The 15,703-nt window shown below is 47.4% G+C and carries 12 protein-coding genes and 1 tRNA gene; 11 read left to right on the top strand and 2 right to left on the bottom strand.

The genetic code is table 11. The annotated features are described in order from the left end of the window. The first annotated feature begins 68 nt into the window (after positions 1–68). The 6 genes from A8O25_RS17755 (at position 69) to A8O25_RS17730 (ending at position 9,090) form a co-directional block, all read left to right on the top strand. Positions 69–5,324 carry a PAS domain S-box protein gene (locus A8O25_RS17755; protein WP_161947787.1) on the top strand — a complete coding sequence of 1,752 codons (5,256 nt, stop codon included), beginning with the start codon at positions 69–71 and terminating at the stop codon, positions 5,322–5,324. A 2-nt stretch (positions 5,325–5,326) separates the two neighbouring features. Further along, complete coding sequence (locus tag A8O25_RS17750; RefSeq protein WP_066837682.1) at positions 5,327–5,704, top strand: response regulator; 378 nt, start codon at positions 5,327–5,329, stop codon at positions 5,702–5,704. 31 nt (positions 5,705–5,735) lie between these two features. Beyond that, the gene (locus tag A8O25_RS17745; RefSeq protein WP_066837680.1) at positions 5,736–6,014 is read left to right on the top strand and encodes a hypothetical protein; all 279 of its coding nucleotides are present in this window, start codon (positions 5,736–5,738) and stop codon (positions 6,012–6,014) included. Beyond that, positions 6,011–6,772, top strand: a complete 762-nt coding sequence (locus A8O25_RS17740; RefSeq protein ID WP_066837679.1) for an MBL fold metallo-hydrolase — start codon at positions 6,011–6,013, stop codon at positions 6,770–6,772. The genes A8O25_RS17745 and A8O25_RS17740 overlap by 4 nt, the downstream gene beginning before the upstream one ends. A 3-nt stretch (positions 6,773–6,775) precedes the next feature. Beyond that, entirely contained in the window at positions 6,776–8,335 is a 1,560-nt protein-coding gene (locus tag A8O25_RS17735; RefSeq protein ID WP_066837673.1) for an NFACT RNA binding domain-containing protein, read from the top strand. A 356-nt stretch (positions 8,336–8,691) separates the two neighbouring features. Further along, positions 8,692–9,090: a response regulator gene (locus A8O25_RS17730; RefSeq protein WP_066837668.1), complete on the top strand. Its 399-nt coding sequence runs from the start codon at positions 8,692–8,694 to the stop codon at positions 9,088–9,090. A 163-nt stretch (positions 9,091–9,253) separates the two neighbouring features. Here A8O25_RS17730 and A8O25_RS17725 read toward each other — a convergent pair whose 3' ends face one another. Further along, positions 9,254–9,664 carry a response regulator gene (locus tag A8O25_RS17725; RefSeq protein ID WP_161947786.1) on the bottom strand — a complete coding sequence of 137 codons (411 nt, stop codon included), beginning with the start codon at positions 9,662–9,664 and terminating at the stop codon, positions 9,254–9,256. Between the two features lie 387 nt (positions 9,665–10,051). After that, a tRNA-Leu gene (locus tag A8O25_RS17720) sits at positions 10,052–10,134 on the bottom strand. A gap of 251 nt (positions 10,135–10,385) precedes the next feature. Here A8O25_RS17720 and A8O25_RS17715 point away from each other — a divergent pair. The 5 genes from A8O25_RS17715 (at position 10,386) to A8O25_RS17700 (ending at position 15,647) form a co-directional block, all read left to right on the top strand. Further along, positions 10,386–10,748 (top strand): hypothetical protein, encoded by a 363-nt coding sequence (locus A8O25_RS17715; RefSeq protein ID WP_153042816.1) that lies wholly within the window; start codon positions 10,386–10,388, stop codon positions 10,746–10,748. A gap of 1,540 nt (positions 10,749–12,288) precedes the next feature. Further along, positions 12,289–13,089 carry a DUF1206 domain-containing protein gene (locus tag A8O25_RS17710; protein WP_066837653.1) on the top strand — a complete coding sequence of 267 codons (801 nt, stop codon included), beginning with the start codon at positions 12,289–12,291 and terminating at the stop codon, positions 13,087–13,089. 316 nt (positions 13,090–13,405) lie between these two features. Then, positions 13,406–13,516 carry a PhzF family phenazine biosynthesis protein gene (locus A8O25_RS23315; RefSeq protein ID WP_161947785.1) on the top strand — a complete coding sequence of 37 codons (111 nt, stop codon included), beginning with the start codon at positions 13,406–13,408 and terminating at the stop codon, positions 13,514–13,516. A gap of 3 nt (positions 13,517–13,519) precedes the next feature. Next, entirely contained in the window at positions 13,520–14,335 is an 816-nt protein-coding gene (locus A8O25_RS17705) for a PhzF family phenazine biosynthesis isomerase (RefSeq protein WP_082893732.1), read from the top strand. A gap of 4 nt (positions 14,336–14,339) precedes the next feature. Continuing rightward, the gene (locus A8O25_RS17700; RefSeq protein WP_241499078.1) at positions 14,340–15,647 is read left to right on the top strand and encodes a metal-dependent hydrolase family protein; all 1,308 of its coding nucleotides are present in this window, start codon (positions 14,340–14,342) and stop codon (positions 15,645–15,647) included. The last annotated feature ends 56 nt before the right edge of the window (positions 15,648–15,703 follow it).

The raw sequence follows: 15,703 nt of genomic DNA, 5'->3' as shown, positions 1-15,703 counted from the left end.
CCAAGAGCCATACCCGTTTCACAGGCAATGGACATCACCTGGTTCAAAGGCAACGTATGACAAACACTATGACATCTGCAGAAAGAGAAGCAAAGGTAGCAGCGGCAGAACGATTAATTGATTTGGCCGAGCACGTGAGCGGTAGCAGGAAACTCATGTTTGTCTGCACCCCTGAGGGTGAATTGCTCAAGGTGAACAGCCAGACCCGGGAGTTTTTCTTCAAAGGGCAGGATTTTCCGGAGCACCTGAACATTAAGCAACTCTTAGATGAGAAATACCTGCCTACGTTTGAGAAGAATGTACGGCTGCTGCGTAACCGCAAGAACATCAGCGGTTTTTTCCAGCCCAAGGAGAAGAACCTGGGCAGTGAATTGTTTTATTTCAAATCAAGCCTGGTGCAGCAAGACGGCCATGAGCTGCTCTACCTGGCCGTTAGGTCAGCCTCTGCTGAAGTCATGCCCGTGGGCGATATGTATGCCTCAGAGTCCAGTTACCGCACCCTCTTTGAAGACAGCAATGAACCCCTGTTTATTCTTGACAAAAAAGGGATTTTCATTGACATTAACAAAGAAGCACTGGGGCTCATTCAGTTTGAAAAGGGAGAACTGGTAGGTAAAAGTGTCTTTGAAGCCTTTGACCTGAACCCATCAGAGAAAATGGCTTTCAAGAAAAGGATTCAGAAAGCGTGCGAAGGTAAAACCCAGCGGTTTGACTGGTGGTTCAAAGACAAAGCCGAAACGCTGCTCCCCGTACTCCTTTCTTTCAGGTGCGGAAAATATTTTGGGCAGGAGGTGGTGCTTGGCACTGCGCGCCCCATTGAAGACGCAAAAGGCAGCAGTGAGGCTGGCAGGTTGCGTCAGGACCAACAGGAGTTTGTATCTAAGCTACTCCCCAACTTTTCAAACCTGAAAACCGCAGAAGATGTACTAGCGGCCACCTTAGATGCACTGCTGACCCGCCCTACCATTTCTGGCGGCGGTGTCTACGTATTTCAGCCCACCAACCGCATGGTGCAGTTGATCAAGAACAAGGGTAAGGACTCTCACCTCCTGCAGGAGCAGAGCATTTTGGCCTTGAAACCCGAGTTTTTGGCCCAGCTGGAAAACAAGGGCAGGAACCGCTCCATCCTGAGCATCTCCCGCAACTTTCAGCACCTGTTCCAGAAAAGGGAAGTGGTGGCCATGCCGGTAAGCACTGAAAAGAATTACCTGGCGGTGATTATACTTCTGGTAGAGGAAGCCCAGCTCATCACCAGCACCCTTACAGAATTCATCAACTATGTAGGGTTTGAAATCAGCTCCTACCTCTCCCGTTTTGAACTGCGTCAGGAGCTACATTATTCTGAAGGGAAATACAAAACCCTCTTTGAGTCCTCCAATGACGCTATTTTCCTGCTGAACCAAACCCAGATAGCTGACTGTAACTTTCAGGCCTCGGTGTTGCTTGATTGTGACAAAAGAGACATTCTGGGCAAGAGAATAGCAGATTTTTCCCCGGCGCTTCAGGCAGACGGGACATCCTCAGTAGAGAAAGCGCTCCAAATGATTGACAGCACCCTGCTGGAAGGCATTCCGCAGACGCTGGAGTGGCGCTTAGAGAAGCCTGATGGCAGTGTGGTAGACAGTGAAATCAGCTTCAGCGCTATTCAACTGGATGGGGTTTCTTTTGTGCAGTGCATTCTGCGGGACATCACCCAGCGCAAAGAGGCACAGGCACTGGTGCGCCGGCAGGAGGTTCTACGGGAATCCATGCAGCAGTTCCGCTCCTTCCTCAGCCAGGTGAACCTGGCCTATGTGAGCCTTGACCTGGACCTGCGTATTGTCTATGTCAATGATTATTTCCTGCAGTATACCGGCTATAAGCGGGAGGAAGTCATTGGTCAGAACTATTATGAACTGTTTGTGCCTGAACCTGAGCGGGGAACCCGCATTCAGGAAATCCAGAAGGCGTTGCAGAGCCAGTCGTTGCGCAGCTACTATGAATGGGACCTGCTCACCAAGTCACAGTCTACCAAGATCCTGCGCTGGAACATCATGTTTGAGATGGATGCCGAAGGGAAAGTAGTAGGCATTACCGGCGTTGGCAAAGACATGACCGACAAACGCATTGCCATGGAAGCCTTGAAAGACAATAAAATACGTCTGCAAGACCTCTTTGACAATGCCCATGACCTCATCCAGAACATTTCTACAGACAACAAATTCATCTTTGTTAACCGGGCCTGGAAAGAAAAGCTGGGGTACAATGACTATGATATTGAGAACCTCACCCTCAATGACATTGTCCATCCTTACTATAAGGCCAAGTTGATCTACCAGCTTCGTAACCTCTACAAAGGCGAAGATGTCAATAAGATTGAAACCGTCTTTCTGACCAAAAGTGGCAAGCCCATTCACTTGATAGGGAGTATCAACTGCAGCTGGCAGGATGGGAAGCCCATTGCCACGCGGGCCATTCTCCATGACATCACAGACCGCATCAAGGCAGAGCGCCTGCAGAAGGTGTATTACAGCATTGCCAACCTGGCCATCAGCTCCAAAGATTTGCCGTCTTTGTACAGTGCCATCCACCGGGAGCTGAGCAAGATTATTGAGACCCATAACTTCTACATTGCCCTGTTTGATGAGGAGAAGAACACCATCAACTTTGTGTACTATGTAGATCAGTTATCTACGGTGCCCGCCGCGCCCAGGCCTTTCTCGCTGGGCATGACGGAGTATGTGATCAAAACCGGCAAACCGCTGTACGCCACCAAAGAAGATTTCATGGCTTTGGTGGAAGAAGGGAAAATTGAAGTCAACGGGGTGGTGCCAGAAGTAATGCTTTCCTCGCCCCTCTCCATAGGGGAGCGCATTATTGGGGTGATTGCCGTACGCGATTACAAAAACCCGGAGGCCTATGTGCAGACAGATATTGAGATTCTGCATTTTATCTCCAACCAGGTGGCGCTGGCCATTGAACGCAAACGGAACGAAGAGCAGATTACCATTCAGAATGCACGCTTAAAAGCCATCTTTGAGAGCGGAAGCCACCTGATGTGGTCACTTAACCGGCAATATAAGCTTACCTCTTTTAACCAGAACTTCTCTAACGAAATCCATACCTGGGCTGGCAAGACACCCGCCATTGGCAGCATACTGAGTTATTTGGTAGAAACGTTTGTGTCTCCAGAGTACTATGGGTTACTGCAGGATAGGTATGAGCAGGCTTTCTCTGGGGAGCCGCAACAATTTGAGATTGAGCTACAGCGGCCTGAGGGAAACAGTGAATGGCTTGAAATTTTGCTCAACCCTATCTACCTGGAGAATGGCAGTTTTGAAGATGTTTCTGCCATTGCGCTGGATATTACCGAGAAGAAAATCTCTCAATTGGCCCTGGCAGAGAATGAAGAGAAGTTCAGACAGATCTTTGAGTCATTCCAGGACATGTATTACAAGACCAACATTGAGGGAGACTTCCAGCTGCTGAGCCCCTCTGTGCAGGAAATGCTGGGATATACCCAGGCAGAGGCCATGGGGATGAATGCCCGTGACTTGTATGTATACCCAGAGGACCGTGAGCAGTTGTTGCATCATCTTTTTGAACAGAGAAGCGTCAGGAACTTTGAAACCACCCTGCGCACTAAGTTTGAAATAGAGATACAGGTATTGATCAACTCACGGCTTATCTTAAACGCAGAGGCAGAACCAGTGGCTATTGAAGGAGTATGCCGCGATATCACCGAACTAAAGAACACCCAGCGGGAACTGATCAGAGCCAAAGAACTGGCAGAGACTTCTTTGCAAGCTAAAAACCAGTTTCTGGCCAACATGAGCCATGAACTGCGCACTCCCATGAACGGCATCATTGGCATGATTGACCTCCTGCACCATTCTGCCACCAATGATGAGCAACGGGATTACACAGATACGCTCCGCAAATCATCAGATGCCCTGCTGGATATTCTAAATGACATTTTAGACCTTTCAAAGATACAGGCGGGCAAGCTGCAGATAAACGAAACGGGGCTTGACTTACACTACTCCCTAGAAAAAATACACTCCCTTTTTGCAAATAGGGCCAACCAGAAAGACCTGGAGTTTACTTACTTTATTTCTGAAGACACCCCACGTTACATTGTCACAGATGAAACCAGGCTGCTGCAGATCCTCTCCAACCTCACCTCCAATGCCATTAAGTTCACCAATGAAGGGGCTGTGAGTGTTGAAGTAAAAAGGCTGCAGTCAGAGGGAGACCAGCACCTGTTGCAGTTCCGGGTCAATGATTCTGGTATTGGCATCAGCGAAGAAGACATACGGCTCCTCTTCACTAACTTCACCCAGCTGGACAACTCCTCCTCCAAATCATTTGGGGGTACCGGCCTCGGCCTGGCCATTTCCAAACAACTCAGTGAGCTGCTGGGGGGTGAAATTGGGGTGGAGTCAGAAGTGGGGAAAGGCAGTACCTTCTGGTTCACCATTACCTGCCGTGAGGCAACCAACGTGACCCAGATCAATGAAATGCTTCTCTCTTCAAAAGAACTGGAAGAAATAGGGAAATTCAACCCCTCGCCGACCCTGCTGTTGGTAGATGACAACCAGATCAACCAGAAGGTGGCACTTAAACTGTTGGAGCGCATGGGCTGCTATGCAGATGTGGCATCTAACGGGTTTGAAGCCATTGAGAAAGCAGTGGCTACTCCATATGACCTCATCTTCATGGACATACAGATGCCGGAAATGGACGGCGTGACCGCCACCAAAGAGTTAAAAAAACTGCTAGGCTCCTCCTGCCCCCCTATTGTAGCCATGACGGCCTATTCCATGAAAGATGATGCGGAGAAGTTCATCAGAGAGGGGCTGGACGACTATATCTCAAAACCGGTAAAAATCACTGACCTCTATGACCGCTTGGTTAAGTGGTATGGGAATGCCACGGAGGCAGTGCCTGAGTCAAACGTAGAAATAGCTCCGCTCATAACTGATGAACAAGAAAAAGAGGAGCCTTTTCTGGAAATGGAGATAGTAGAACAGCTGCGCAGTATTGGGGGAGATGAATTTGCCCTGCAGCTGTACATTGATTTTGAGGAAGAAACCTTTCCTCTTCTGGAAGAGGCCAAAAAGGACGTAGCCGCAAAACATTATAGCAGTATTTTGAGTACACTGCATCAAATTAAAGGGACAGCCTCTACGCTCGGACTGAATATAGTGTCAACTTTGGCAAAAAATCTGGAGCATGACATTCTAAAAGGCGACATTGAGGGTGTACCGCAAACGTTTTCTGATTTAGAGACAAGTTTTGCTAATTTTAAAGCCCAATACAGAAAGACAATTTTATCAAACTAACCATGGCAGAGACTAAAACCATATTAATTGCAGAAGACAGCTCTGTAATTCTGAACCTTACCAAGAAAATCCTTGAACTTCAAAACTATAAGGTACTTTCTGCCAAAAACGGTGGCGAGGTTATCAAGAAAGTGAACGAGCAGAAAATTGACGCCATTCTCATGGACCTTAACATTCCTGTGAAAAACGGGATGGAGTGCACCAAAGAGATCCGCTCCAGTGAGAATCCTGAGATATCTGGTATTCCTATCATTGCCGTGACGGGTAATGCCAACAACTACACCCTGGAGCAGTTCAAGGAAGCAGGTATCAATGCGTACCTTCCTAAGCCTTTGGATTTTGACATGTTGGTGCAAACCGTGAAAGAATACGTGCACTAATTCCACCGGCACCATCGCTTAAAGTCACCCTATGCAATTAAAGTACACCCGGCCCTTCCTGAGCCGGTTAGAAGATATTTTTGCCGAGTCTGATTACCTGCTCCGTTACGAAAAAGGAACGTTTAAATCAGGGTTCTGTATCCTGAAGGAGACGAAAGTGGCGGTTGTAAACAAATACTTCCCGCTGGAGGGAAAAATCAATTGCCTCATTGAGATTTTGAAAGCAGTTGAGATAGCGCCCGAGAAACTCAGGGAAGAAAGCCAGGAACTGTTCCTGGCCATCAGAAACCAAACCCTTACCGCTGCGTGAAAGTAACTTTCTTAGGAACAGGCACCTCTCAGGGAGTACCCGTGATTGGGTGTGAATGTGACGTATGCCGTTCCTTAGATTACCGCGACAAACGGTTACGGGTCTCTGTGCATCTGGAGGTAGAGGGCAAGAGCCTGATCATTGACTCGGGCCCAGACTTCAGGCAGCAGGTTTTGCGGGAACGGATTAAAAGGGTTGATGCCCTGCTGTTCACCCATGAGCACAAAGACCATACCGCCGGCATGGATGACATAAGGGCCTTTAACTTCATGCAGCGCATAGACATGCCCGTCTATGCTGATGAGCGGGTGCTGAGGCAGCTGCAGCAGGAGTTCAGCTATATCTTCACCAATGCCACTTACCCGGGGGTACCCCGGGTAGAACTGCACCCAATCTCAAACCAGCCTTTTGAGGTACAGGGCATACAGGTAACCCCCATCCAGGTCATGCACCACAAGTTACCGGTATTTGGCTTCAGGGTGGGTGATTTCACCTACATAACAGATGCCAACTTCATTTCTGAGGAGGAAAAAGAGAAGGTAAGAGGCTCAAAGGTAGTGGTGGTGAACGCCCTCAGAAGAGAGCCGCATATCTCGCATTTTTCGCTGTCTGAGGCCCTGGCACTCTTAGAAGACCTGGCCCCGCAGCAAGCGTACTTGACGCATATAAGCCATTTGCTGGGTTTACATAGGGAAATCGAAACAGAACTGCCCCCTCACATCAGGCTTGCGTTTGATGGCTTAACCCTTAGCCTATAAACAGTGCATCAGAATTATTACTTCTTACGGCAACTTGCCCAAAAGCTTGAACAAACACTAAAAGGATTCTCCCTGCACTCAGTGTTCAGTCAGGAAAAAGATGAACTGGTATTGGCATTTCATAACGGGGCGCAGGAGTTTTTCATCAAGGCAATCCAGACCTCCACATTTTCCAGCCTCCAGTTTCCTGCTACGTTTAACAGGGCAAGGCAAAACTCGGTAGACCTGTTTACATCTGTCTGGGGAAAGCAGGTGCTGGAGGTACAGGCGCACCGGCAGGAAAGAAGCTTCTTTATTCAGTTCACCCAAGGGAAAGTATTGCTCTTTAAACTCTTCGGGAACAGGTCTAATGTGATACTATTTGAGCAGGATCAGCCCATGGCGCTATTCCACCGGAAATTTGCCAAGGATCTGGAATTAGACTATAGGGCAATGCACCAGAACTGGCACTTGACCCAGGAACAGTTTCTGGCACAACCACAACTGCTCGGTAAAATGCTGCCTACACTGGGAGATCTCCCGCTACTCTACCTCCAGGAAATGGGGATAGAAGCAAAACAACCACTGGCCCAATGGCAATTGGTACAAGAAATGCTGGCACAGCTGGAAACCCCCTCCTACTACCTCACTTACCTGGACAAGGTTCTTCGCTTCTCCCTGTTACCCGTAGGGCAGATTCAGCAAAAGTATACAGACCCCTTAGAAGCCCTTAATGCTTTTGTTCCCCAGTACAGGGCACAAGAGTATTTCAGCAGGCATTACGGGGCGGCACACAAGTCTTTACAGCGCCAGCTGGAGGTGGCACAGAAAATCTGGTGGCAGATACAGGAACAGCTGGAAACGTGGCACCACGGCACCCCGTACGCCCAAACCGCAGATGTCATTATGGCCAACCTTACCAACATCCCCAAGGGTAGCGCAGAGGTGGAGCTGTATGACTTTTACCAGGACACCACCCGTAAGATAAAGCTTCACGCCACTGAAACCCCGCAAAAGACGGCAGAACGGTTGTACAAGAAGGCTAAAAACCAGCAGATAGAACTTACTCTACTTCAGGCAAGGGCAGAAAAAAAGGAACAGGAGGTAGAGCGCCTAGGTCGGCAACTAAAGGAACTGGAAGAAATCACCTCCGCCCCGCAACTGCGGCAATACCTGAAAAAAAACACGGTGGTCCCCCTCCCCGCCGGGCAGGAGCTGCCTTACCATACATTTGAGACAAACGGATTCAAAATACTAGTAGGGAAGAATGCCAAGGCCAATGACAAGCTTACCCTGCACCATACGCACAAAGATGACTTATGGCTCCATGCCAAAGACGTTCCCGGCTCCCATGTGGTGATTAAACTCAAAGCCGGCCAGCCTTTCCCAATGCCGGTGATAGAGACTGCCGCCCAAGTAGCCGCCTACTACTCAAAGCGGAAGAATGACACCCTCTGCCCTGTTCTGTACACCCCCAGGAAGTATGTTAGAAAGCCCAGGGGAGCCACGCCGGGCTCAGTCATAGTAGAGCGGGAGAAAGTGATCCTGGTGACGCCCCAAAACCCTTTTAAGGTAATTCCTTGAACTGCCCTTTCTGTTTTTGGCCTGTTTTCCGGAAACTAGCCCAGAAACAGGAATTCTATGACTTCTGCCTTCGTACAAGAGAAGCAGATCTTCTGTTTATGGGAGCGCCTATTACTTTGGGTTATCAAAAGGAGGGCCATTGGCAATGGGACCTTGACAGGTGTGCTTGTCTGCTTATTCAGGTAGCAGATTTTACCCCTCCGTGCAGAGGCTATCCAAGCCTCCTGCTGTGCTTGCCTTCCAATCCTAACCCATTCAGAAGCAAAAGTAGAGCTGGAAAAAAAGTTCTTAATAAATTTTAATAATAACAACTGAATTTATAAGTATTTATCCCCTCCACCTCCGTACTTTTACGCATGGAGGATTTACAGCGGATTTTAATCATTGATGACGATGAGGTTGCTAGTTTTATTGCAGAGCTGCAGATTAAGAGTAGCCATCCAGGGTGCCTTATTCAAACAATAAAAAACGGCGAAGACGCTTTAGAATTACTACTGCAGCAACATCCAGCAAACCGCCTCCCCCACCTCATATTGCTGGACCTCCACATGCCCCTTATGGATGGACTAGAGTTTCTGGTGGAGATGAAAAAGCTACAACTTTCCCCTTGCCCCAAGGTGGTGGTCCTTACTTCGTCCCTCTGCAAAAAGGAACAGCAATCCATCCTTCATTCAGGGGCCGATGGTTTCTTCCAGAAACCCATCACCCAGGAGTCAATGCAACAAATTCTTCAACTGGCCCTCAAGAAGCCATAGTGGCAACTATAGAAGGTACAAGCTGGTAAGTGTACCGTCATAATTAGACACCATTCCTTTCACCGCCAGGGTACCTACCCGTTCAAATTGTCTTATGGCTCCCCTTCTGGATTTAGAGGACAGGCGTTCACAAATTATGGTTGCCCCGTCTGATCAATTTCAGTTATTTAATACCCGAAGTAAGGCCAGCGCTTAGCAGGAATTCTCTGAACGATTCACCCGTGAGCGGCTTTTGCAGAAACGCCTCAATCCCCAGATGTTTCGCCTTCTTTTTATCCCGATCATAGTCATGGGAAGAGAGCATGGCTACCACAGGCACTATGGGGGCTGTAAGGGCTCTCATAGCCTCTACAAATTGAAACCCATCCATGTCTGGCATCCTTACATCTACCATCACCAGCGTAGGGCAAATGATCGAATCCTGCCCCTTGCCACAGGCACTCCTGAGAAGTTGAATAGCCTCTACCCCACTGTGGGCAGCAAAGATTCTTTCGGCCACCTGGTGTCGCTTTACAATGTTCTTTGCAATGAACAGCGAGGTGGGGTCATCATCCACCAATAATATTGATTCCAACTTCCTCATGGCGCAGACTTGGGGTATGGTATTGAGGAAAATACGGATAGAGCGGTTTGTGGTTGGGAAAAGGGAGCCACACCCCTCAAAACCTGTCACTCCTGCCATTCTAAACAAATCAGCAGCTCCCTCATACGTACCTGATCAAGCAAGAGGAATCAGCACGGCTAAGAGGGGCTTCTGTTTTTGGCCTGTTTTTAAGAAAATAGGCAAAAACAGAACAGACTTTTCATTTAGCAATTGAGAAGCAAGCTACCCGATGACAGGTTCAAATGGAAGCCACCTCTCCCTCCTCAAGAATTGCCATAGGTGCCCACCAACTAGTGCCCTATTAGGGCAAATAAAAAAGCGGCATATCATTTACAGATATGCGCTTTTACTTGCTTGTGCGCGCGGGGAGATTCGAACTCCCACACCCGTAGGGCACCACCCCCTCAAGATGGCGTGTCTACCAGTTTCACCACGTGCGCATGGCTTTCAGATTAAAAGGTGTTCCTCTTAAAATCTGACGCAAATTTATCTGATCTCTTTTACCTGTGCAAGTAGATGGGAGATTTTCTGCTTTTTCTAATAAAAAATAATTATATCTAGATATTCAGATGTTTCAACTTGGAAAGCACGCTTTTCAACGTTCAAAAAAGACAGTCCATCGAAAATGCCAACTATTAGAACATATCGTAGATAAATTTAAATATTACTCATGATATAGGGATACCAACATATGAAACCAAGATTCTTTTTACCCATATTATTTCTGTTATTCACTAAATCGCTTTGTTTTTCCCAGTCGCCTCAAACGCCCGACACCAGATCAGAAACCATTGCAAGGGAAATGCTTAACAAATTGGAGCTCTCTGAAATGCATTATATCAAAATCAAAGCCATCTTAGATGCTCGCATTACTAAGTCAAATGAAGTCATTAAACAATATTCAGATGACCCACTCCTTTTAAAAGAAGTAATAGCGCAACTCCAGAATGAATGTGACAAGGCTATTATTGCAGTACTTCCTAAGAAGGCCGCCTCTAAATATTATAAGCACAATTTTGACCTTTCAAGTTTAAACTTCATCTCCTCCAAATAAAAAGTAGCTTATATTGACACGATGTAATAGTCAACATGATTAAAGTCACTATCTTTAAATAGAAACAAATAAGTGCTATAGTTCTAATAATTCAACAGTTCAATAATAATAAAAAAAATTAGCATCAGTTATAAAATCTAAATACAAACTTAGTATCAACAATTAACCTTTATTGCATTTCCTTTTTCTACAGAACAACCCATTGTTGATAATTCAATACATTTACTGAATGAGCTATTCAACTATTTAAATTAAAATTGATATAATATTACAGTGGTAAACAAATAATCAACTAGGCAAAAAACAACTTAACAAAACAAATAATATTTTGTTTTAACCTAACAAACAGATTTTACCACAAGAATAAGGCAACGGTTTATAGGCCGCATATACTGTCATATTTCATACAGAATCTATTTCCACTCATTGACTATCTTAACTGGTTAGTTTAAATAAACTCAGTTTAGCTCATACTTTTCTTATTTAGATGTAATACTTACTCTTACTTTAACAAGACCAGTAAAATTAGCCCAACAACCTGAGCTACATATTCCCATAAAAGGACCAGGTATTATAAATTATTTCCTTGTAAGTCTCACTCTCCATACAGACTTTCTCTCCGCTACTCGCCTGGCATAAGAGTTAACATCTATTCAACAACACTGCTTAATGATTACTGCTAAATAGCTGTCAGTTTCTATTTTAGAAAATAAAGCAAAGTACAGTGATAGGCCATGAAGCTGTTTAGCGTTTTTTATTCAGGATATGGCGCATACGCCCGCTTGTGCCTTCAGCAGAAGCAAGCTTCTGTTTCCGGGCTGTTTTTAGGAAAACAGCTCCAAAACGCAGACACATGCGTACGCGTTCACCATGCCAAGGTCAGTCACGATCCATCATGTTAGAAAAAGGAAAAAGCTCCAAACAGCTTCCTTGTTTAATGGCGAGACGCGGAAATTCATCACAGCTGCAATAAAATCATTTCCGGAAAAATGGTTGAAAACATTACCAGATTCTTCTCGTATCTCTTTTAATGCAACTACAACTTCTCCAACGTTGCTTCCCCTGCATCCTGCGTTTTAGCCCAAATCAAGGTCAAGCTTCAATCCTTCAGAGTACATAGCGCAAGTTCTACAAATTGCCTTGGCGGTATTAAACCATAATCATAAATACCATCATATAAATGATTTTTAATCAAGGTATTCTAATAATATACCCAAACTCAACTTTAACTATCTTTTTTACCCCCCTGCGTGGTGCCTCTTCCCTCTTTGTGGGGGTTGCCAGCACAAACTGCCCCCGTTGCTAAAATTTTGATCATTTAGTAATAGGTGAATTACCCTATAAATTAATTTAAAATAAATTTCCTTTCATTTCTTCCACAATAATGAATCAACCATCCCAGGCACAATAAAAATAGGCGCTCTAACACCTCCTGCTCATGCCGGATTTATGATCTGGAACAGGATTATGGGGCCCGTGACAACATAATTCCTTTGCGTATCGTCTAGGGAGTACGAACAAAAAAAAGTTTGTCACCACTATGCCGTCACAGAAAAAGAAATGGGTTGAACGTTATGCCAAAGTAGGATATGCCGCCAAAGGGATAGTGTATATTTTGGTGGGAGCCTTAACGGCAATGGCTGCCATTGGAATAGGAGGCCAGAAAGCATCTAACACAGATGCCTTCCTTCAGCTGAAACGCTTACCTGGGGGAGGCTTTTTATTAGGTCTTTTAGCAGCCGGATTAATTGGATACAGCCTCTGGAGATTTACCCAGGCAATTCTAGATACAGAAGATAAAGGCGCCTCTACCAAAGCAATTGGTAAAAGGGCGGCATACGCCTTCAGCGGATTTATTTATGGATCATTGGCCGTGGTGGCATTTAAAATTGGTTTAGGGAGTGCAAATAATAAAAAAGACGGATCCAGGGAGGAAATGGTCATCACTGAATTACTTCAAAAACCTTTTGGCAAATGGCTGGCAATAGCAATTGGGTTGTTAACAATTGGCAACGGCCTTTACCAATTAAAGAAAGCAATTACCAAATCATTCATGAAAGAGGTAAAGAATTTACCACCTCAGAGTTATCATTTCCTGGAAAAATCAGGAAGAGCAGGGTTTGCCTCCAGAGGAATTGTTTTCTGCATAATTGGGTATCTATTTGTAAGTGCTGCGTGGCATCAGAACCCTAAAGAAGCCGAAGGCACCAAAGGGGCATTTACCTTTTTACAAACATCACCCTTTGGCAGTTGGATCTTAGCCGCGGTTTCTGTTGGCTTAATTGGCTATGGTATATTTATGTTTGTGCAGGCAAAATACAGTGATATTTCTATTGATTAAATCCCATTATTCATTTTCCATAATCAAAAGAGAATATACAATTACAACTTTCGTATTCTCCCTCTTTTAAGAGCGGTACAAACATATTTTTCTTCAACACACTGTTGTTCCTTTACCTGTCCTCCCAAAGAAATCCACTCTTGAAGGCAGGTAAATAAACTGGATAACAAACCTACCGCTGTTTCCTGTTTTAGGGCTGTTTTTGAGAAAACACCCCTAAAACAGGAAACAGCGCCCGTAGCAAACCCAAGCTTTTTATCAAATGAGAATAGGCCCCGGTGCCGCATCTCTACGGGTTAGTTCTTACCTTCAGGCCATGAACTCACTTCCTTTCTACATAGTAGATGTCTTTGCTGATGCCCCATACCGGGGAAACCAGTTAGCCGTCTTCCGGAATGCCCAAGGCCTCAGTACCCAACAAATGTAGCAGATTGCCCGGGAGATTGGCTTTGCAGAATCTGCCTTCATCAGCAGTGACCAGCCACAGCAAGGCGGGTTTGACGTACGCTTTTTTACGGTGGAATACGAAGTCCCTTTTGCCGGGCACCCCACGTTGGGCACCGCTTTCATCATTCAGCAGTTTATTATGGGAAATGCCGCCCCTACCCTGGCCTTAAACCTCAAGGCGGGCCCAATACCCGTCTCGTTCAAATACCTGGGCCAGCGGCCAGATTTTCTGTTCATGCGCCAAATCAACCCTTCCTTCGGCCCCATATTTCCTAAACAGGAGCTGGCCGCCGCGGTTGGGCTGCCAACAGACGCCTTCCACCCTACCCTTCCCGTTCAGGAGGTTTCTACGGGGTTGCCTTTTCTGATCCTCCCTGTACAACGGCTGAAACACATGCGGCAGCTTTCTGTACAACCAGAGCCTCTTTTACGGTTTCTTCAAAAGCACGGCCTATATAAAACCCAGCGGCCAGACGGACTCACTGTGGCGCTTTATTTCTTCTGCCCTGAAACCTACAGTCCCCACTCCCAACTGAACGCCCGCATGCTGGCCTATGAAAACAACCAGATCATAGAAGACGCTGCCACCGGGAGCGCCAACGGCTGCCTGCTCAGTTACCTGCTCCACCACAAGTTCTTCCCGGCAACTGAGCTTGAGCTTCTGGTGGAACAGGGCGTGGAGATGAACCGGAATGCTTCCATCAAACTGAAAAGGAAACGCAGTGCACCAGATCAGTATGAAATCAACGTGGGCGGGCAAGTACAACTTATTTCAAAAGGGGAATGGTATGTCTATTAACGCTATGAGTCTGAACCAAATGCCGCTCCGCAAAACACTGTCCCTCCTGCTGCTGGCTATTTTCTTTCCGTTTTGGGGCTGTTTTTCCCAAAACAGCCCCAAAACAGATTCTGTGTATGTATTGAAACCGAGCCTGGTCTTTGACGGGCGGGAATTACATAAAGACTGGGTGGTAGTGGTGCAGGGGGAACGTATAACAGCGGCAGGACCTGTGTCTTCTGTAACCCTCCCCACCGGTGCCATCACCTTTGACTTGCCGGGGCAAACGCTGCTGCCGGGTCTGATAGAGGGCCACTCCCACCTGTTGCTGCACCCCTACAATGAAACCTCCTGGAACGATCAGGTGCTGAAAGAACCTGAGGCGCTACGGGTGGCCCGGGCCACCAACCATGCCCGGCACACCTTGCTTGCAGGCTTCACCACCGTCAGGGATTTGGGCTCAGAGGGGGCCGGCTACGCCGATGTGGGGCTGAAGCAGGCCATTGACCAAGGCATCATTCCCGGGCCCAGAATGCTGGTGGCCGGTAAAGCCATCATTGCCACCGGCAGCTACGGGCCCAAAGGATTTTCGCCGGCATTTGAAGTACCCCAGGGGGCTGAGGCCGCCGATGGGATTGACCACCTCACGCGGGTGGTGCGCGACCAGATAGGCAAAGGGGCAGACCTCATCAAAGTCTACGCAGACTACAGGTGGGGACCAAACGGCGAGGCAATGCCCACGTTCACCCTGGAGGAACTGAAACTGGTGGTGAGTGTGGCCCGCAGCAGCGGAAGACCCGTTGTGGCCCACGCCAGCACTCCAGAAGGCATGCGCCGTGCCGCAGAGGCCGGCGTAGAAACCATAGAGCATGGTGACGGCGGTACGCCTGAGGTCTTCCAACTCATGGCGAAGAAAGGGATTGCCCTCTGCCCCACCGTGGCTGCCGGTGATGCCCTCTTGCAGTACAATGGCTGGCGCAAAGGCTTTGATCCGGAACCAGCCCGTATCACCCAAAAGAAGAGCAGCCTGAAAGCCGCCCTCGCGGCCAAAGTCCCCCTCTGCGTGGGCGGGGATGTGGGCGTGTTCCCCCACGGTGACAATGCCCGTGAACTGGAACTGCTGGTGCACTACGGGGTTCCGGCCGTAGAGGTGCTGCGCGCCGCCACCTCCGGAAATGCGCGGCTCTTTCACCTGAACAACAAACTTGGCAGCGTCAAAGCGGGTCTGCTGGCAGATCTGGTGGCTGTACAGGGGGACCCTACCCAACACATTAGCGCCCTCAGACAGGTGAAGCTGGTCATGAAAAGTGGCAAATTGTACGTGCACCCTTGAACTGACTGATCCTAAACCGTAAGTGCCGTTTTTGGCCTGTTTTCCAGAAAACAGGC

The sequence above is a fragment of the Rufibacter ruber genome, from assembly GCF_001647275.1.
GTDB lineage: Bacteria > Bacteroidota > Bacteroidia > Cytophagales > Hymenobacteraceae > Nibribacter > Nibribacter ruber_C.
This window is presented reverse-complemented; position numbering and strand designations above follow the sequence as displayed.